The organism is Mucilaginibacter sp. 3215, from assembly GCF_050433785.1.
In the GTDB taxonomy this organism is placed as follows: Bacteria; Bacteroidota; Bacteroidia; order Sphingobacteriales; family Sphingobacteriaceae; genus Mucilaginibacter.
The window spans coordinates 49211-68803 of the sequence record NZ_JBNPWO010000001.1; the positions used below are offsets into that span (position 1 = coordinate 49211).

General features: G+C 41.3%; 15 protein-coding genes. 9 read left to right on the plus strand and 6 right to left on the minus strand.

Features of this window, described 5'->3' with window-relative positions:
- The first annotated feature begins 15 nt into the window (after positions 1-15).
- The 3 genes from ABIC84_RS00195 (at position 16) to ABIC84_RS00205 (ending at position 4832) form a co-directional block, all read left to right on the plus strand.
- A complete protein-coding gene (locus ABIC84_RS00195; RefSeq protein WP_429262306.1) occupies positions 16-3192 on the plus strand; it encodes an efflux RND transporter permease subunit in 3177 nt (1058 codons plus the stop codon).
- A 400-nt stretch (positions 3193-3592) separates the two neighbouring features.
- Positions 3593-4144: a hypothetical protein gene (locus tag ABIC84_RS00200; RefSeq protein WP_426586277.1), complete on the plus strand. Its 552-nt coding sequence runs from the start codon at positions 3593-3595 to the stop codon at positions 4142-4144.
- Between the two features lie 115 nt (positions 4145-4259).
- The gene (locus ABIC84_RS00205) at positions 4260-4832 is read left to right on the plus strand and encodes a hypothetical protein (RefSeq protein ID WP_426586279.1); all 573 of its coding nucleotides are present in this window, start codon (positions 4260-4262) and stop codon (positions 4830-4832) included.
- A 160-nt stretch (positions 4833-4992) separates the two neighbouring features.
- Here ABIC84_RS00205 and ABIC84_RS00210 read toward each other — a convergent pair whose 3' ends face one another.
- Positions 4993-6186, minus strand: a complete 1194-nt coding sequence (locus ABIC84_RS00210; RefSeq protein ID WP_175489972.1) for a pyridoxal phosphate-dependent aminotransferase — start codon at positions 6184-6186, stop codon at positions 4993-4995.
- A gap of 93 nt (positions 6187-6279) precedes the next feature.
- Between ABIC84_RS00210 and ABIC84_RS00215 the strand changes: the two genes are divergently transcribed.
- From ABIC84_RS00215 to ABIC84_RS00230, 4 genes are read left to right on the plus strand one after another with little or no spacing between them, the layout of a single operon-like run.
- On the plus strand, positions 6280-7254 hold the full coding sequence (locus tag ABIC84_RS00215) for a cation diffusion facilitator family transporter (protein WP_112655876.1): 975 nt from the start codon (positions 6280-6282) through the stop codon (positions 7252-7254).
- Positions 7254-7694 carry an NUDIX domain-containing protein gene (locus tag ABIC84_RS00220; RefSeq protein ID WP_090526365.1) on the plus strand — a complete coding sequence of 147 codons (441 nt, stop codon included), beginning with the start codon at positions 7254-7256 and terminating at the stop codon, positions 7692-7694. Before ABIC84_RS00215 ends, ABIC84_RS00220 begins: the two co-directional genes overlap by 1 nt.
- Complete coding sequence (gene bioA, locus ABIC84_RS00225) at positions 7691-8956, plus strand: adenosylmethionine--8-amino-7-oxononanoate transaminase (protein WP_188832760.1); 1266 nt, start codon at positions 7691-7693, stop codon at positions 8954-8956. The genes ABIC84_RS00220 and bioA overlap by 4 nt, the downstream gene beginning before the upstream one ends.
- A gap of 3 nt (positions 8957-8959) precedes the next feature.
- Positions 8960-9565 carry a hypothetical protein gene (locus ABIC84_RS00230; protein ID WP_217633140.1) on the plus strand — a complete coding sequence of 202 codons (606 nt, stop codon included), beginning with the start codon at positions 8960-8962 and terminating at the stop codon, positions 9563-9565.
- 110 nt (positions 9566-9675) lie between these two features.
- On the opposite strand, the gene ABIC84_RS00235 is transcribed toward ABIC84_RS00230, so the two are convergent.
- The 4 genes from ABIC84_RS00235 to ABIC84_RS00250 form a co-directional block, all read right to left on the minus strand.
- Complete coding sequence (locus ABIC84_RS00235) at positions 9676-11547, minus strand: LTA synthase family protein (protein WP_429262307.1); 1872 nt, start codon at positions 11545-11547, stop codon at positions 9676-9678.
- Positions 11548-11619: 72 nt separating this feature from the next.
- A complete protein-coding gene (locus ABIC84_RS00240) occupies positions 11620-12264 on the minus strand; it encodes a hypothetical protein (protein WP_426586288.1) in 645 nt (214 codons plus the stop codon).
- A 79-nt stretch (positions 12265-12343) separates the two neighbouring features.
- Complete coding sequence (locus tag ABIC84_RS00245; protein ID WP_429262308.1) at positions 12344-14446, minus strand: ComEC/Rec2 family competence protein; 2103 nt, start codon at positions 14444-14446, stop codon at positions 12344-12346.
- A 90-nt stretch (positions 14447-14536) separates the two neighbouring features.
- Positions 14537-14872, minus strand: coding sequence for a MerR family transcriptional regulator (locus tag ABIC84_RS00250; protein ID WP_426586292.1), 336 nt, complete (start codon positions 14870-14872; stop codon positions 14537-14539).
- Positions 14873-15090: 218 nt separating this feature from the next.
- On the opposite strand from ABIC84_RS00250, the gene ABIC84_RS00255 reads away from it, so the two are divergent.
- Positions 15091-16971, plus strand: a complete 1881-nt coding sequence (locus ABIC84_RS00255; RefSeq protein ID WP_429262309.1) for a transglutaminase-like domain-containing protein — start codon at positions 15091-15093, stop codon at positions 16969-16971.
- Positions 16968-19208, plus strand: coding sequence for a hypothetical protein (locus ABIC84_RS00260; RefSeq protein WP_429262310.1), 2241 nt, complete (start codon positions 16968-16970; stop codon positions 19206-19208). The genes ABIC84_RS00255 and ABIC84_RS00260 overlap by 4 nt, the downstream gene beginning before the upstream one ends.
- A 104-nt stretch (positions 19209-19312) precedes the next feature.
- On the opposite strand, the gene ABIC84_RS00265 is transcribed toward ABIC84_RS00260, so the two are convergent.
- A complete protein-coding gene (locus ABIC84_RS00265; RefSeq protein ID WP_090526381.1) occupies positions 19313-19513 on the minus strand; it encodes a hypothetical protein in 201 nt (66 codons plus the stop codon).
- Positions 19514-19593 lie beyond the last annotated feature (80 nt).

Sequence of the window (19593 nt, forward strand, 5' to 3'; positions counted from 1 at the left end):
TAATATAGAGAAAGAATGATCGCAGATACTTTTATAAAACGACCGGTTACCGCCATTGTAATATCCCTGGTGATATTAATAGTGGGTATCCTGTCAATAACCAGCCTGCCAATAGGCCAGTACCCCGATATTACACCGCCTACCGTATCTGTAAGCGGTACTTATACCGGCGCCGACGCGTTAACGGTTGAACAAACAGTAGCTACGCCGGTTGAGGTACAGGTGAACGGTGTACCGGGCATGACTTACCTGCAAAGTAACAGCAGCAGCAACGGGCAAATGAGCATGACTGTTAACTTTGACGTAGGTACTGATATCAACATCGCTGCCCTCGACGTGCAAAACCGTGTGGGCATCGCCCTTCCAACCTTACCGCAGGAGGTACAGCGTTTGGGTATGGTAGTGCGTAAACGTAACCCGAGTATATTAATGCTTGTGGCTATGTACAGCCCTAATGGCAGCCACGATGTCACTTTCACCGATAACTATACCAACGTATTTATAAAAGACGCTATTTTACGCACCAAAGGTGTGGGCGACGTTGTTACCCGTGCCGACGATTTTAGTATGCGCCTCTGGCTTAATCCCGACAAGCTTGCCGCCTTAGGTATGAGCGCTGCCGATGTAACTACGGCTCTGCAGGAACAAAACGCGCAGGTAGCTGCCGGTACGGTAGGTGCAACACCGCAATTAAAAGGACAAACTTTTGAGTATTCGGTAATTGTAAAAGGTCGTTTAAGTAAACCCGAAGAGTTTGGAAATGTTGTTGTTAAAACCCAGCCTAACAATGGCGGAGTAGTACACCTTAAAGATGTTGCCAGGATTGAACTCGGTAAATTCAACTATTCAGGTAACTCGTTTGTTGATGGCAAGAGGGCATCTTACCTGCTGGTTTATCAGGCCCCGAACAGTAACTCGCTCCAAACAGCCGACAATGTGTATGCTACCATGGAAGAGCTAAAAAAGAGCTTTCCCAAGGATATTGACTACGTGGTGCCTTTTGAAGCTGTAACCGTTGTAAAAGTGTCGGTAAGCGAAGTGGTCGAAACGCTTTTGATAGCACTTGCACTGGTAATTATAGTGGTATTCCTGTTTTTACAAAGCTGGCGTACCACGCTCATCCCTGTATTAGCCATCCCAGTGTCTATTATCGGTACGTTTATCTTTTTTATTCCTCTTAATTTTACGATCAATACATTAACACTGTTTGGTTTTGTACTGGCTATTGGTATTGTGGTGGATGATGCCATTGTAGTGGTGGAAGCAGTTCAGCATTATATGGACGAAGAGGGCATGACACCTAAAGAAGCTACCAAGCATGCTATGGCTGATATTTCGGCGCCGGTAATTGCCATTGCCCTGATCCTTGCGGCAGTATTTGTGCCGGTAGGCTTTGTACCGGGTATAGTAGGGCGGTTGTATCAACAGTTTGCTATCACCATTGCTATATCGGTATTGATCTCGGCTTTTGTGGCGCTGTCATTAACTCCGGCATTGTGCACCTTATTATTAAAACCACACAAGATCGACGAGAAATCGGGCGGATTGGATAGGTTCTTCTTTAAGTTTAATACATGGTTTACCCGGGTAACCGGCAAGTATCGTAATACAGTTGATAAGAGCATTAAGAATTCAAGATACGTAATCATTGTACTGGTGTGTATTATTATTGGCGCCATATTGTTGTTCAGAAGCAAACCATCAGGGTTTATTCCGCTGGAAGACGATGGCCGTGTTTATATCACCTTTGATTTGCCCGAAGCCTCATCAACCGGCCGTACTGTTGATGTGTTACATAATATGATGAAAACGCTTGATAGCGTACCCGAAATAGCCCACTATGCAGCTTTGGGAGGGTTGAATGCCATCAGCTTTGCAAGTAAATCAAATAGTGCAACCATATTTGTGCAACTTAAGCCCTGGGATGAGCGTAAACAAAAATCGCAGCAGATAACTGCGCTTGTTGCAAGGCTGAATCAAAAACTTGGTAAGTATAAGGAGGCTAACGTGGTAGTGATCCAACCGCCGGCAATTCCGGGTTTGGGTAGTACAGGTGGTTTTTCATTTATATTAGAGGAGAAACAGGCCGGCGGGGATATCAAGGTATTTGAAAAAACACTTCGTTCGTTTTTGGGGGCCATTAATCAGCGTAAAGAAATTGCAAGGGCGTTCTCTTTCTTCACGGCAAGTACGCCAGCTTACCAGTTAACTGTCGACCGGGAGAAAGCCAAAAAGCTGGGTGTAGCTATATCTGATATCAACAACGCGCTGCAAACGTATTTAGGTAGTACCTATATCAACGATTTTACCATTTATGGGCGTAATTTCAGGGTGGTGGCCCAGGCTGATACCAGCTACCGTACCAATGTGCAAAACATAGGACAGTATTTTGTTCGTAACTCTGCCGGTGCCATGGTGCCGCTGAGTACATTAACATCATACAAAGTAATAGAAAACTCGCCACTGATATCGCACTATAACCTGTTCCGTTCGGCCGAGATCAATGGTAGTACTAAACCCGGCTACAGCAGTGGTGACGCTAATACCGCCCTGCGGGAAACAGCCGCGCAGGTGTTGCCGCAAGGTTATGGCTATGAGTTTTCGGGCCTGAGCCGTGAGGAATTATTGTCGGGCTCTAAAACGGTTTACATCTTTGCACTGTCAATCGGGTTCGTGTTCCTGTTCCTGGCGGCATTGTATGAGAGTTGGTCGGTGCCGTTCTCCGTATTATTATCAGTACCGTTGGGTGCATTTGGGGCTATCCTTTTTCTTACTTTCTGGCCCGATCTGACCAATAACGTATATGCACAAATTGGTTTGATAACGCTGATAGGCCTGGCGGCCAAAAACGCCATCCTGATTGTGGAGTTTGCCAAAGAACGTGTAGACTCTGGTATGGAGTTAGAGAAAGCGACGCTTGAAGCGGTACGCCTTCGTTTAAGACCTATTATCATGACATCCATGGCCTTTATATTAGGTGTGGTGCCGTTGATGCTCTCATCAGGTGCCGGTGCCGAAGCTCGCAAAACCATAGGTTGGACAGTGTTTGGAGGAATGCTTACTGCCACTTCCTTAGCTATCTTCATAGTGCCCGTTTTATTTTACCTGATCACCAAAATGGCTTATGGTAAAGAAAAACTTGCCGAGCTTGAAAAAAACTATGATCCTAAAAAGCACGGACCGGACGCGTAATAATTGTTAAAGTTTTGTAAAAAGAGAGGCGCAAGTCTCTCTTTTTTATTTTCCGGCAGGATTGGTATGCTGCTATACCTGGCTATTTAACCATTTATGGCCTCGAAATTTGGCGTTAGTAGACACTTTTGATGCTTATGCAGGGCAGTTTTTAATAAAACTATTCATCATAAATTATATTAACGTTAATTATTTTGTATTGACCTTGTCACTTTAAATAATGTTGATTTTCAATTATTAAGCCGGGTGTGATTGGATTAAACGCGGTTGTATTAATAGTTCAAATAATATTTTCGATGGTAAATGATGCCAATAATGGCAAAGTATTTGTTAAGGAGGAGTTAATGCAATGGAAAATTAAAAAATGAACATTGTAGAATTTGACTAAAAAAACACAACTATGAAAACAATGACTAAAATGATAGCTTCGGCGTTTACTGCGGTGGCTATCTTTATCGGAACAAATGTTAAAGCTCAAACCACACCAGCAAATGCGTTACGCTTTGGGATAGGTTTGGAAACCGGTATACCGGTTGGTAACAATATTAGTGATTTCTCCAACTTTGAACTTGGTGGTACAGCGCGTTTGCAGTATGGTGTTTCAAACAATCTCGCTTTAACGCTTACGTCGGGTTATTATAATTTCTTTGGCAAGGATTATACGATAGATGGTCTGACCCATTCGGCGAGAGACTTAGGGCTTGTTCCATTAAAGGCCGGTATTAAAGCTTTTTTTGCAGAAAATGTTTATTTTGGAGCTGAAGTTGGTGCCGGTTTCGAAACTAAAGAGCGATTTCCCGGAGCTGAGAAACAAACTAAGCTGATTTTGTCGCCTGCAATTGGCTGGGCAAACAAAACATGGGACGTTGGCGTTCGTTACGAAAATTTTTCAGGACAGAGTAATAACTATGGCTTGGTTGGCCTGCGTGTAGCCTATGGTTTTGGGTTATAAGCTAATAACAAAGAAAGCTTTAAAAGCTCCTTATTACACATGATAGGGGGCTTTTATTTTTTATACATTTGCCACCTTGTAACAAAGAGTTAACAGGGACTTAAATTACAGCTACATGAAAAATACGATTTCAAAAGTTATTACCGGCATATCAGTTGCCATGGCTTTGTTTACTGTTAAAGACGTTGATGCTCAAACCACCCCGGCCAATAAATGGCGTTTGGGAATAGGACTCGAAATAGGAAGGCCAACGGGAAACGCTCATGATATATCAAATTTTGAATTAGGCGGTACAGCACGTTTACAATACGGCTTAAGTAATAGTACTGCCTTAACGCTTACGTCAGGCTACTATAATATGTTCGGTAAATCCATCACGGTTCTTGATGCAACTGCGGGAGGAACAGGTGTAGAGGTAAAATCTAAAGACTTGGGCATTATACCTGTAAAGCTTGGTATAAAATCTTTTCTTGCCAATAAGTTATATTTCGGAGCCGAAGCGGGTGCCGGTTTTGAAGCGACTTCTCTTTATCCCGATGGCAGCAAGGATACCAAACTAATCCTTTCGCCAACCATTGGTTTTGCTACTAACGTAATTGATTTAGGTCTACGTTACGAAGGTTTTTTTGGACAGGGTAACAATTATGGTTTGATTGGCTTGCGGTTAGCATACGGATTTGGATTGTAATTCCTGATATAGTTAAAAAAAACGCTTGCCAACAGCAAGCGGATTTTTTATTTCTGAACCGGGATTTGCGGGGATTTACCGGATTTAAAGGATTGATTTCGCCGTGCAGACAATTAATATCCTGATAATCCTCAAATCCTAAAAATCCAGGTTCAGTTTATTATGCCAATTTACCTAATGCTTCTTTTAACCTTCTCATAGCCTCAATCAGTTTATCTTCAGCAGCAGCGTATGATAAACGGATAGACGACGGATCACCGAAAGAATCGCCGCCCACGGTGGCTACGTGGCCTTCTTCAAGAAGGTAAAGGCTCAAGTCGTCAGAGTCATTGATCACGCGGCCATTGTAGCTTTTACCAAAGAACGAAGTAACGTTAGGGAAAAAGTAGAACGCTCCATCTGGCAGGTTTACTTTAATGCCTTCTATTTCGCTCAGCAATTTATAAACAATATCACGGCGTTTTTTGAATGCGGCGCGCATTTCAAGCACGCTTTCCAAACCACCTTCGTAAGCGGCTATGCCGGCACGCTGAGTGATTGAACAGGTACCGGAAGTTACCTGGCCCTGCATTTTATCAAAAGCAGCAGCAAGTTCTTTAGTGCTGGCTGTGTAACCAATACGCCAGCCGGTCATGGCAAAAGCTTTCGACCAGCCGTTGATGATAACCACACGATCTTTGATATAGTCAAACTGCGCGATAGACTCGTGTTTGTCAACAAAGTTGATGTGTTCGTAGATCTCATCGCTCAGGATATAAACTTGTGGATATTTTTCAAATACCTTAGCTAAACCTTCAAGTTCATCTTTGCTGTAAACGCTTCCTGTAGGGTTGCAAGGTGATGAAAACATGAACAGTTTGGTTTTAGGCGTAATAGCAGCCTCTAACTGCTCAGGGCTAATTTTGAAGTTAGTATCAACGGTAGTGTTAATGAAAACGCTTTTACCTTCGGCCAATTTAACTACTTCACTGTATGAAACCCAGTAAGGAGTAGGGATAATTACTTCTTCGCCGGGGTTAACCAAACACAATACCGCGTTAGCGATAGCCTGCTTGGCACCTGTTGAAACAACTATGTCGGCAGCATCATAATCAAGATTGTTCTCGTTTTTTAGCTTTGTAACTACGGCTTTACGAAGGTCAGGGTAGCCTGCTACTGGTGTGTAGTAGGTGAAGTTCTTGTCCATGGCCTGCTTGGCGGCTTCCTTGATGTGTTCAGGGGTATGAAAATCAGGTTCACCAAAGCTAAGGCTGATCACGTCGACACCTTTAGCGGCAAGTTCACGGCCCAGTTTGGCCATTTTAATTGTTGCAGATTCGGACAGGTTTTGTATCCGGGTACTTAATGCGCTCATATAAATTATGTTATCGCGGCAAATATAGAAAATAACTTTACTGCTACTTACGCTTGTTATTTTTTAAATTTGCGGCCTAATACCACCCTTGCTTTGAATCAACAAAAAAGGATCATTTTAATTTCGCTGATAACGGGGATTGTGCTGATGCTGGCGAAATTTGGCGCCTACTTTTTAACAGCCTCCAATTTTGTACTTACCGATGCCGCCGAAAGTATTGTAAATGTAATAGCAAGCTCATTTGCCTTTTACAGTATCTATCTTTCCGCCCTGCCACGAGATGAAAACCACCCTTACGGCCACGGCAAGGTGGAGTTTTTTTCTGTTTTTATAGAAGGATCACTTATCGGCATTGCCGGGTGCATAATCATTGTAAAATCGGTTTACAGCTTTTTCTTTCCCAACATTATCCATGACCTGTTTACCGGTGCCATTATTATAGCGGCTACTGGAGCCATTAATGGCGTGCTGGGTTATTATATGATCCGTAAGGGCAAAGAGCTTCGTTCCATCACCCTTGATGCCGACGGTCGTCATTTGCTGGCCGATACCGTTACCAGCGTAGGCCTGGTGGTAGGTTTATTGTTAATTGAATTTACCAGGATTTTATGGCTCGATAGTGCATTATCTATATTGGTTGGCTTATATATAGTGTACAGTAGTTACAAATTGGTGCGTAAATCGGTAGGGGGATTAATGGATGAGGCAGATTTTCAGGTAGTGACCGGGATCGTGAACGTTTTAAGTGAAAAACGCCGTGAGGCCTGGATAGATGTACACAATTTGCGCGCGCAGAAATATGGACATGAGCTGCATATCGACTGTCACATGACGCTGCCAAACTATTTTGATCTGAACACAGTACATACCGAAATATCATTGGTTGATAAGATGATTAATAAAGATATGGGCATCAAAACGGAGCTTTTTATTCATGCTGACCCTTGTGTGCCCAATTGCTGTCACTACTGCAGTATGCCCAATTGCCCTATCCGGTCGGAAGCAAAAACCGAAACAATAGCCTGGACAATGGAAAAGGTTGTACGTAATAAAAAACACTTTGAATAATGGAATACTTTAATGTAAGGGTTTATGGTCTGCTTCTGAACGATGATGATGAATTGCTCATAAGCGATGAACAGGAATATGGCATGCGTTTTTCAAAGTTCCCGGGCGGAGGCCTGGAACTTGGTGAGGGCCTGATTGACGGGCTTAAACGTGAGTTTATGGAAGAGTGTAATATTGAGATTGAAGTTGTAGGCCATTTTTACACCACTGATTTTGCCGTAAAATCGGCATTTAACAACTCCCAGGTGATCAGTGTATATTATTTGGTGCGAAGCATCACCCCGGTTAATTTGAATATAAAGGCTGTTGCATTTGATTTTGACGGGGAAGGAGAGGTGTTGCAGGCTTTTAGATGGGTGCCGCTTACCGCGCTGAGCGTAGCCGATTTTGAATTTCCGACAGATAAACGTGTGGTTGAACTTTTGCAGAACGAACTATGAACCTTACCGAAAGGGATTTAAAAGTAATATGGCACCCCTATACCCAAATGAAAACCGCGCAGCCGCCTGTAGGCATTGTACGCGGCGAAGGGGCACTGTTATTTGACGAAGAAGGAAAACAGTACATTGATGCAGTATCGTCATGGTGGGTAAACATTCACGGGCATGCTCATCCTTATATTGCCCAAAAGGTATCAGAGCAGCTTCACAAACTGGAACATGTGATCTTTGCAGGCTTTACCCATGAAGGCGCCGTTGAATTGGCGGAACGGCTGTTAGCAATTTTGCCGGGCAACCAAAAAAAGGCATTCTATTCAGATAACGGTTCAACCGCTGTTGAGGTGGCCATAAAAATGTGCCTGCAATACTGGCTTAATAAAGGTGATCAGCGCACCAAAATCATAGCTTTTAATAATGCTTACCACGGCGATACCTTCGGGGCTATGGCCGTAAGCGGCCGCAGTGCATTTACCAAAGCGTTTGATAGCCTGTTGTTTGAAGTAGAATTCATCGACATCCCTACAAAAGAAAACATCTCAAATCTCAAATCTCAGATCTCAAATCTAAAGAACGAAACAGCCTGCTTTATTTTTGAACCATTGGTGCAGGGCTCGGCAGGGATGATCATGTATGAGGCTGAGTATTTGAATGAATTGATGGCCCACTGCCGTGAGGAGGAAGTGATGCTGATTGCCGATGAGGTGTTTACAGGTTTTGGTCGTACGGGTAAACCCTTCGCCACAAATCATGTGGATGTTGAACCGGATATCATGTGTTTCTCAAAGGGGCTTACAGGCGGTACCATGGCCCTGGGCTTAACTACCTGTACGCAGCAAATTTATGATGCTTTTTTATCGGATGATAAGTTGAAAACCCTTTTTCACGGGCATTCGTTTACGGCCAACCCGATAGCATGCGCTTCGGCATTGGCAAGTCTTGATCTGTTTCAACAACCCGAAACGGCAGAGAACATTGCCAGGATCAAAGCCGCTCATACCGCCTTTGCAGATAAGATCCGCAATCACCCTAAAATAAAAACCGCGAGGCAAACAGGCACTATACTGGCCATGGAGTGGGAAACCGGCGATAATACCTCATACTTCAGTTCGCTTAGGGATAAGCTGTACCATTATTTTTTATCCGCGGGGATCATATTGCGTCCCCTGGGGAACGTTATTTATATTTTACCGCCATATTGCATTACTAATGAGCAACTCAACTATGTTTACAGCAAAATTGAGCAGGCTCTTGAAGAACTATAAATTATGCTGAACAAAATACTACCTACCATAATTGCCGATAACGAACTGCATTCACGCTGGTTAAATACTTTATCCTTAATGGAAAATACCGGCGCACGCAAGATTTCGGCCAGTGAAGATCCACTTACTGTGACTTACATCATATTAAAGCACGCTGCCGAAGAGCACCGTCATGCTTTCTACCTAAAAAAACAACTGGAAAAAACGGCTGTAACACTGCCTACGTACGCGGCCGAATACCTGCTGGCTCCGGGCTCAAGTAAGTACTATTTGAACCAGTTGGATGTTGATGTTTGCCGTTATTTAAAAAGCGAGCTTAACCTGAAAGGTGCCGACCTCCGTTTTGCAGCTTACCTGTTGGTTACCTACGCTATTGAGGTACGTGCCGATGAACTTTATCCAATTTACCAGGATGCCCTTGACGAAGCAGGCAGCAAAGTGAACGTAAAATCAATCATTTTAGAAGAGGAAGGTCATTTGGAAGAGATGATCAACCAACTACAGCATTTTTCTCCTCAATGGGAATTACATGCTCAAAAAGCGGTTGAATTTGAAACCAAATTGTTTAATCAGTGGGTTGAGCAGTTGGGGAAGGAAATAGCTTTATAAACTCCCGTCATTGCGAGGTACGAAGCAATCGCGAACTATACGGAGAGACTCTGCTAATCGGGGATTGCTTCGTACCTTATAATGACGTTTTTGAGAATTAGCATTGGTAGTCAATACGCCATATACTCCGTAAACACCTGTTGCAGATAAGCTTTACCGTAAGCAAGTGCTGTTTCGGTAGCCTTTTTATCAGCATTTGGTTTGCTGTTATAGATCGTGGTGCGGCCGGCGTTATCATAGGATACCGCCTGCCCCGGGTGCATAAAACCGAACCCGTTATCCCAATCAAAAAAGGCAAACTCTTTACTATTGGGATTCAAGAGATCTTTCGACCACTTAAACTGATTATGTGGCATACCTAACTGAGCCAGCAGGGTAGCTGCGAGGTCTGTTTGTCCGCCCAGTTTACTGTTCTTTTTACCACGATATTCGGGCTTGATCACATCGCCGAAAAACAAAAGAGGTATATGGTATTTAGCCGGGTCGTAAGCCTCGGCTGTATTACGCGGCAGGCGGTGACCGTGATCGGCCACAAGGATAAACAGTGTGTTTTTATACCAGGGCTGTTTTCTGGCCTGATCAAAATAAGCGTTCAGGCATGAATCGGTAAAATAGGCTGTGCTTCTGAATTTATTACTTACATCAGCGTCATCATTAAAATGGTGCTTAACAGGTAGTACAAAAGGCTCATGATTGGATGATGTTTGTACATAGTTAAAGAACGGCTGTTTTTGACGGGCCAAATATTGCAGGTTTCGGGTAAGCAAGTCATCGTCATAAACACCCCATTGTGTTTTTATATGGCTGTTATCAAAGCTGGCCTCGTCGATAATATGATCGATATTATGTGAAGTCATGAACTTATCAAAATTCATATAATTACTTTTGCCACCATAAAAATAAGCTGTTTCATAGCCTGCATCTTTAAACGATGCAGATAAAGCCGGAAGTTTTTTATGTTTAAGCGTATCGCTGATTATGGTACGGATTGCCTGTGACGGGAAGCCACTCAGGAGAGCTACAATACCCTTGTCGGTACGATCGCCTGAGGCATAAATGTTGTTAAAGAACAGTCCGTTTTTAATGAACTTTTCAAAGTTTGGCGCTACGCCTTTATCGCCGCCCAGTGATTCAATCACATCGGCTGTATAACTTTCCAACTGGATAATTACCACATTGGGCCTGCTGGTGGTAAGGATTTGTTCGGTAGAATCGTTTTTAACATCGTACAGCTCATTAACAATTTTAGCAGCATTATTTGGATGGTTGTAGAGATAAGGGTTATAAGGTGCGCGCAGGTTTTCAAATACATTGTTAAAAAGGTTCCACTCGGTGTTGAGCGCACTCTGGTTGAGGATCTGCTTTTCGGAGAAATAGGCGGAATTCTGGCTTACTGACTTAGCTTGTAAACCACCACGCATCAGCACAAAGTTCAAAAATAAAAGTAGTGCAGTAAGCGAAACTTTTAGGCTTGGCCGGGCTTCGGGCTTTTTAAAATCGTAGTTGATTATAAAGTGAGATAACATTATGCCTGTTGTCAGTAAGGCTATGCCAATGAAAATACATTTACCAACCGGCGAAGAACCGCTTGAGGCAATGGCTTCTGAAGGTGCGTGATAAAACGAAGTAAACACCCTGAAACTAACTTTGGTGCCCCATTCACGGAAAATATTAAAGTTAAGTACCGTATTCAACGAAATGCAGAACAAGCAAAACCAAACATATACTTTTAGCCAGATGGGTTTTATTCTAACCTTTGGGATAAACCAGTTGATGGCAAATACAAGGATGGGAATGATACAGATATATGCTGTTGCCGATATGTCAAGCCTTAAGCCCCAGAAAAACGTTTGAAGGATTTCACTGATGCTGGCATTATCAAGCTTGTGCAGAAAATAGATCTCAAATGTCGCTCTTGTAATTGCGAAAAAGGCGATCCAAAAGATGAAGAATCTGAAAAAGCTAAAAAGGTTCCTTAACATTGGGGTAACAAAAATAATATTTTGCTACAATGTTAAGGAACCTTTAATGAATTGTTAATGAAATATTTTCGATTACCTGCCGCCGCTCATAGCTTTCAGGTCATCCAGGGTGATCTTTTCAAAATCAGCAGGGATCCCGAAGGTACCGGCAGGGTTTTTTTGTTCGGTAATGCTTTTAACAGTAACCTCGGTGCTTTGACCTTGTGAAAATGAAGTGTATTGTACCGGGAAACCACCAACAGATCGGTAGTATTTAGCAATAGCAGTTACAGGTACAGTAACATCATTAGTTACCCAGATATCATAAGTTTTGTTGGCTTTTGCATCTGTAGCTACCACTTTTTTGCAATTAAAACCCGAAATAACTTTGGTTTCGCTACCTGGGGCAAAAGTAAGAGTTGGTAATGAAGCCATAGCCTGGTCAACCTCATCAGGAGTTGCTACTGCTGCTTTTTTGATAGATGCAACAGGTACATCAACCATTACAACTAACGATTTACCATCGGCATCGGTTAATATTTTAATAGTAGCCGGACCGGTAGTAAATTGCATAGCTGCAGAATCGGCACGGAAATAACTTTTAGCTTCAACTTGTTGCCCCTGCATAGCTGTTGAAATAGTTACCACGCCCTCTTTGTAAGCTTTTTGAGCGTTTGCGCTGATTGCTGTTGCGGTAAGGGCAAGGCCTAAGGCAACATTGAAAATTTTAATGTTCATGTTTTGAGTTTGATTTAATGCCAAATTAATTTTTAATAATTAAAAGACAAATTTTTAGATAAGTAGTTTAATATGTTTTTCAATTAGATGCTGTCACGAACGATTTGTTACGTTTTAATACCACATAATTAGCATGTAGCAGGTGGGCTTGGTCCACAATAAGCTGCACGGTTTTAGGGGTGTTTGTGGCATCAATAATTACGGTATGATATTCGTAGTTTTTGTTAATAATAGCAAGCAGAATTTTCGGGCTGCCGGTAATGTACAGGAAATCAGTTTTTCGTTTTTCAGGGGACATGATATCCGTATAATCTTTGTTTATGATAGTTATAGACTGGTTTCGGAACTGGATAAAATTATCCTGTTTTCGTAAAAAGCCTAACCGGATATCCTGGTCAGGTTGATATAAACGAACATCGCTTATTTTACAACTATCCAAATATGGCCGGATAGAATAATTATAGTTTTTGTCGGTATCGGCCAGGTTGCTTAGTACAATAGCATGATTGCCGTTTTTAAATATAATGCCAGTGTTTTTACGCAGGTTTAAAAAGACTATGCTATTGGTGTTGTATGATCGGTATATTTTTACGCTGATGCTTACAGCCAACAAAAGTATCAACGCGATACCTGCCTTCAACAGCCAGGTTTTTCTATCGTACAAAAAGTAAAACACACAAATAATAATGACGTAAAGTACCAGGTATTCGGTTGTGGTGAGCCATATTTTGTTGATGCTTGCAAACGGCAAATGTTCAACCCATGCCATTACAAGGTTCATAAACATAATGGTTTTCTCAAGGATCCATGCAAGAAGGGCTGATATAAAAGGGATTGACGGCAACAGGAGATAGAAAATCCCGCTGTACATAATAACAGCCGTTGGAATAACAATTAACAAATTGCTAAACAGAAAATAAACCGGGAACTGGTGAAAATAAAAAGCACTCAGCGGGAAGGTAATTACCTGCGCGGCAATGGATACCGAACATAAGGCCCACAGTTTGTCAATCCATTTGTTATTAAAAATAAACCAGGCATAAACTACCGGCTGTAAAACAACAAGTCCGGTAACGGCAAGATATGACAACTGAAAGCCTACATCAGTTATCAGCAAAGGATTATATAGCAGCAATATAAACGCCGATATGGCCAGGATATTTAAATTATTGATATACCGGCTATAAGTTTTACCAATGATAACCGTGCTGATCATTACTGCTGCCCGGCAAACCGCGGGCGAAAATCCGGTAAGCATGGCATAATACCAGATGATGGGAATGATAATAATCGCTTTGATCAACCGACCATGTTTCAGCCTGTTCAGGAAGCCAAGCATAAATGTCAGCAAAGCCCAAATGATAGCCACATGAGCGCCGGAAACCGATAACACATGAATGGTGCCTGTTTTGGAATAGGCCTGCAATACATCTTCGCTCAAATCAGCTTTATAGCCTAATATTAAGGTGGAGGCTACGGCTATAGCATTTGGATCATGCATTTGTTTTTTTAACTTTTCAACCATTTGCCGCCTTAGCGCCAGCGCGTTTGCTATGAACATATTGCCGGCGTGTGATTGCACCAAACCGTATTGCCCCGGGTATAAAAACTCCTGGTAATAAATGTTTTGATGGGCGAGGTATTTTTTATAATTAAACTCGGCAGGGTTAAAAGGCGGATCGATAGGCGAATACTTACAGGGGATGAGCAGTTCATCGCCGTAGTTCAATCGCGTTGCAGCGCTGTCTTTGATGCTGATCATCAATGTACCGGTTGTTGGTGTTGGCTGTTTTTGATTAATGTTTGCAATTACAGTGACTGTAAAGCGGATCAGCCCGTTTTTTATTTGTGGCTCATTATTAATGCGTACAAGCAACCGTTGCGCGGGCAGCTTTGAAAAATGACCTGGATTATTAAGTTCGTTATTGTTGATGACAGTTATCCAGCCAGCAAGAAATAATAACAAGTGAATGATGATTCCCCCAATCCATCGTTTTTTGTAAATTTTAAAGCGACTGTAATAAAAATTGAGCAGCAGAAATAACATCAGCAGACTGGCAAACCCAACAGCCAAGGGCATTAAATAAGCGACAGACCTTAAATTGACCCCAACGCTTATACCCAATAAAAAAGGAATCAGTAAAATAACAACCGGGATCTCGCCCTTGTGGTTAGCGATCATATTTTAGTTACGGATTGTTATTGCAGGTGACAGCATGCTAAGGTTAACGCAACAGGGTTATAAAAATAAAGATAGTTTTTATGCGGAAGATTACAACTGGTCGCGTACCTCAAGCAGGAATTTTTTGAGGTTTTCGAGCGAATCGATAACGCGCTGGTTGTCCTTGGTATCGCCCATGTTGCTTTTAAGATGTTCCTTAGCTCCGTTTAGGGTATAACCTTTATCGCGGATGAGGTGAAAGATGATCTTGAAGTTTTCGATGTCTTCGGGGGTGAAATACCTGTTGCCCTTTTTGTTTTTCTTGGGCTGCAGTACATCAAACTCCTTTTCGTAAAAACGTATAAGCGATTGATTTACATCAAACATGGCCGATACCTCGCCCATGGTGTAGTACATCTTGCTTATTTCACGTTCTTTATACGGCATAATACAAATGTATCTATTTGATTTCGGAATTGGGAATTAGGTTTCGGAATTTTCTTTGAATCTGATCTATATAATTATCATAAGGTTTCAACACAATTGCTTTATTTCCAATTATGTGTTTGAAAATGGTTGGGTTGTGCCAATTGCTGCCTTCTTTCAAATTATAGTGACACCATAAAATCAAAAAATAATAATATATTTATTGCCCTAATAACTTTATGACTATTAAACTATTGATAACATACACGCTATGTGTGTTGTGTACTATGCGGGTAAGTGCCCTCGAAGCTGATTCGGCTGTAACCATAACCTCCCTGAAAAATGAGTTTCGGTTTAATTGGAACAGCAAAGACAACCGTGTAGAGATCAACCAAAAACTTAATAATATCTACACCAGTAGTGCTTACCAGGTTAATTACACGGTATCTGAATTTTACAACAACAATATTTCTATTAATAATATAACCTGCAAAGTTGACGGCCGCACTCCCCGCGGTTTTAAGCCTGAGTATACCTATTACAGCAATAATGATATTTTTTATTCGGATGAACGGTTGTGTTACTTTCCACTCGATCTGGCAAAAAAAGGAAGTATTGGCAATGTTACTTTTGAAGAAACTGTTAATGATCCCCGCTATTTTACAAATATTTATTTTGCTGATAACCTACCGGTCCAACAAGGCGAAGTTAGTATTGAAATTCCGCACTGGATGAAAGTGGATATTAAGGAGTTTAATTTTAATGCTTTTAACATTAAAAAAAGCACTATTTATAACAGCAGCAATGATGCCGATATTATAACATATAAGTTTACTAATATCCCGGCAATGAAAAAGGAATTGCATGGTCCGGGCCCAACCTACATATACCCGCATTTGCTCATCATGTGTAAATCGGCCATTGTAGGGAGTAAACAATTTACTTATTTCAATACTCTTGCCGATCTTTATGCATGGTATCACGAGTTAGTAAAGGATGTGGCCGGCGACCCCGCGCCATTGCGTACTAAAAGTAATGAGCTTACTGCAGGGTTAACTAATGATTTAGATAAAATAAAAGCCATATTTTATTATGTTCAGGACAACATCAGATATATAGCATTTGAAGATGGCATAGCAGGTTTTAAACCTGAAAAAGCCGACGAGGTGCTGAGAAAAAAATATGGTGACTGTAAAGGAATGGCCAACCTGACCAAAGCCCTGCTTGTATCTGCAGGCTTTGATGCCCGGCTTTGCTGGCTGGGTACAAAACATATTGCATATGATTATCAAACACCCTCAATGGCGGTTGATAATCATATGATTTGCGGGTTGCTTTATAAAGGCAAAACCTACTATCTTGATGCCACTGAAACCTATATAGGTATTAATGAATATGCGGAAAGGATACAAGGCAGACAGGTTTTAATGGAGGATGGTGATAAGTATGTTCTCGGTAAAATACCATCCGCGCAACCTCAGCAAAATTTAAGCAGCGAAATAAGCAAACTCTATATAAATGGCGCGAGTCTTGCCGGTAAAGTGAGCAACGTTTGGAAAGGAGAGGATAAAGAAGAGGTATTAGCCGGAATAAATAGCATTAAGCATGAAAATGTCGAAGATGTTATGAAACATTATCTCGCTGCAGGTAATGTCGATTATACCATCAATAACCTTGTTTTAAGTACTACAAGCAACCCCGATAAAGATTTAAATGTCGGGTATGCTGTTGATCGTAAAAGTGGAATATCTGCTTTTGGTAAAGAGTATTATATTGATCTGGATAACCGTAAAGAGCTTTCGGATGCTGTCATAGCTATTGATGAGCAAAAAAATGATTATTGGTTTTCAAGAAAAGACCAGATTGCAACCGAAACCGAACTCACACTGCCGCAAGGTTATAAAGCCGCAAGCATACCGCCCGGCGTTGACATATCCAGACCTGGGTATGAGTTTCATATTACTTACATCAGTTCGCCCGGAAAAATCACTTATAAAAAAACGTTGCTCATAAAGAACACGCTGCTTACAAAAGCAAATTTTGTACAATGGAACCAGGATATTGAGCTCCTGAATAAAGCTTACAACGAAAATTTAGTTATAAAACCTGTATCACAATGAAAAAAACATTACGTTTATTATTTTTCTTTCCTCTGTTTGCCACGACCGCGGGTGCGCAAAACAATAACCAAACCTATGCGGAAAAAGCAGCCGAAATTCAGAAGGAGGTTTGGGGGACAACCGTGCCTGAATTTGCAACCACAAAGGTGCCTGTTAATTTAAGTAATGAAAGCGCCGTGGTTTTTGCCAAATCATACAGCATGCAAAGATCGCTGACCAATAAATTTAAATTTATGATCATCACGGCGTCGTCAACAACTCGGGCACTCAAGCTTACCACTTTTCACGAACGGGTTAAGATAAACGATAAATCAGCACTTGAAGATTTTTCAACTATATCTTACCAAAAACGTCTTGATGAAAGCGTACATATTTTGAGCGCTAAATTTTCCATGACACATGATACCTACATTGGGGCTAAGATCATTAAGCCAAGCGGCAAAGAAGTTGTGGTAAACACAAGCGAAGAAGTTCTGATCAAAAATGAAAAGAACGATCAGGTGAGTAAACTTGCCGTATCCGATTTGCAGGTTGGTGATATACTTGATTATTACGTGAGCACTGTTGACGTAAACGAAAATGCAAGTACCGATAATTTTGCCGATAACGACATGGTTTTTGTATTGGCCGGCGAGTATCCTGTTTTATACAGCAGCTATGATTTTCAATATTCAAAAAAAGATAATGTAAAGCATATTTGTGCAAATGGCGCCCCGCAGTTTAATATAAGTACGAACGCAGCCGGCGACCAGATATACAGTTTGAAGGTCAGAGATCAGGCAAAATATTCGAGTGAATTTTGGACTTCCAAGTTTCGTCAGTTCCCTTATATCGAAATCAGCAGTTCACACACCATGGGCTTTGTAAAGTTTGTTTCGGGTGGTAAAGCAGGTGAAAGTGCTGCTGATAGGTTGCAGGCCAATAAAGCAATTTTTGAAGGAACTTTTACCGAGCGGAACATTCCTTACTTCAGCGATGTTGTTGATCGTTTAAAAAAATATTTCGACGGTAAAAAGAACATTAAAGCTGTACCGCTTGATAGCGCTATGAAGGTGCTTTACAATATCAGAAAGGGGATGGTTTTTGGTAGTTATAGTAAAGATGATGTTGGCAAAGTTGATGAAATCAATTATCGTCGTATGTCCTCAAAGTTTAATACGGTTGTTATGAGCATGGCTTTAAATGATCTGAAAATTGATCATGACGTATTATTGGTTTGTTCGCGTAATGCTAATACACTCGATAATATCTTTAATTATAGTGATTTTGACGCCTGTATCCGCATAAACGATACCAAGCCGCTATATATGTTTTTTGATGACGCCGCAACTCACTTTAATGAGATACCTCAACGCTTTCAGGGTGAAAAAGTGATTGTGCTTACTCCTAAGCGGGAAAGTTCAACCAAATATTCGTTTGCTGAAGGTACAGCGGTTTTGCCGGTAATGCAGGCCGCTGTTAATAATATCAATGAAGACATTAAGGTTTCGCTTTTGCCGGCCAATATGCAAAAAATAAAGATACAGAGGTTGGTTAAACAAACAGGGTTGATGAGGCATGATGATCAGTTACGTTTAGTGCCGGTAGTTGATATTGATAACATCCTTATGGAATTATCTAAGAGTGAAAGGCTGGAAAAACGACTGGCAGAAAACCCTGAAACAAAAAAACTGCGTGATGATTTCAGCTACGCATTTTCGGATGATGAGTCAAAATCAGTAAAGAAATTTACATCTGAAATAAAAGCCCAGTACGAGCAGGAGCCAACCCAGGTTACAGATTGTAAAATTATTAACGCCGCTCTTGATAACAGCAATCCAGTTTTTCAGTACTCAGAATCATTTGTATTGGATAATCTGGTAAAAAAAGCGGGCAATAATTATATTATTGACGCAGGTAAACTTGCAGGATCGTTTTACAAACTGGTGGAAAAAGAACGAAAACGCACTTATGACGTGTATATGCCATGCTCCCGTAGTTTTAAATACACCATAAACATTGCTGTACCACAGGGATATACAGCCAAAGGCCTTGAGGAAATAGCAGCAAAAAAGACTAATAAAACCGGTTCGTTTTCGTCAGAAGCAACCCTTAACGGTAATGTTGTAACCATTGTGATAACACGTGTTTACAATAATAATTTTGAAAAAGCAGAAAACTGGCCGCTCCTTAGCGAGGTGATTGACGCTTCAGCGGGATTCAATGCGCAGAAAATACTGTTTGAGAAAAAAAGTTAATGACTGTTTAAAAAAGTCCGGATACTACATTCGGACTTTTTTCAACCCGCTCTATAATTGCATCAGTAATTATTTTTAATGTCCGCTAAATCTGTATCGTATGGCTATTTGGTTTCGCTCCAGGGCAGGGAAGACGCTTTGCCTGCCAGGAAATCAGCTTTGCGGCTGGCCAGGTCTTTAGCCTGTTGTTCAAGCACAGCGTCGTTTTCATTATCTATGCGATAATTATAATCCAAACTGTCAAGAAAAGCCAGGAGTACTCGCTTCTCCTGTTCGTTTTGAATATCAACTCTTAAAGTTTCCATAAACAAATTTAAAGCAAATAAGGTAAATTGTATTAATATATATCGACGAATGAGGGTTAATATGATGTAATTAATAAATA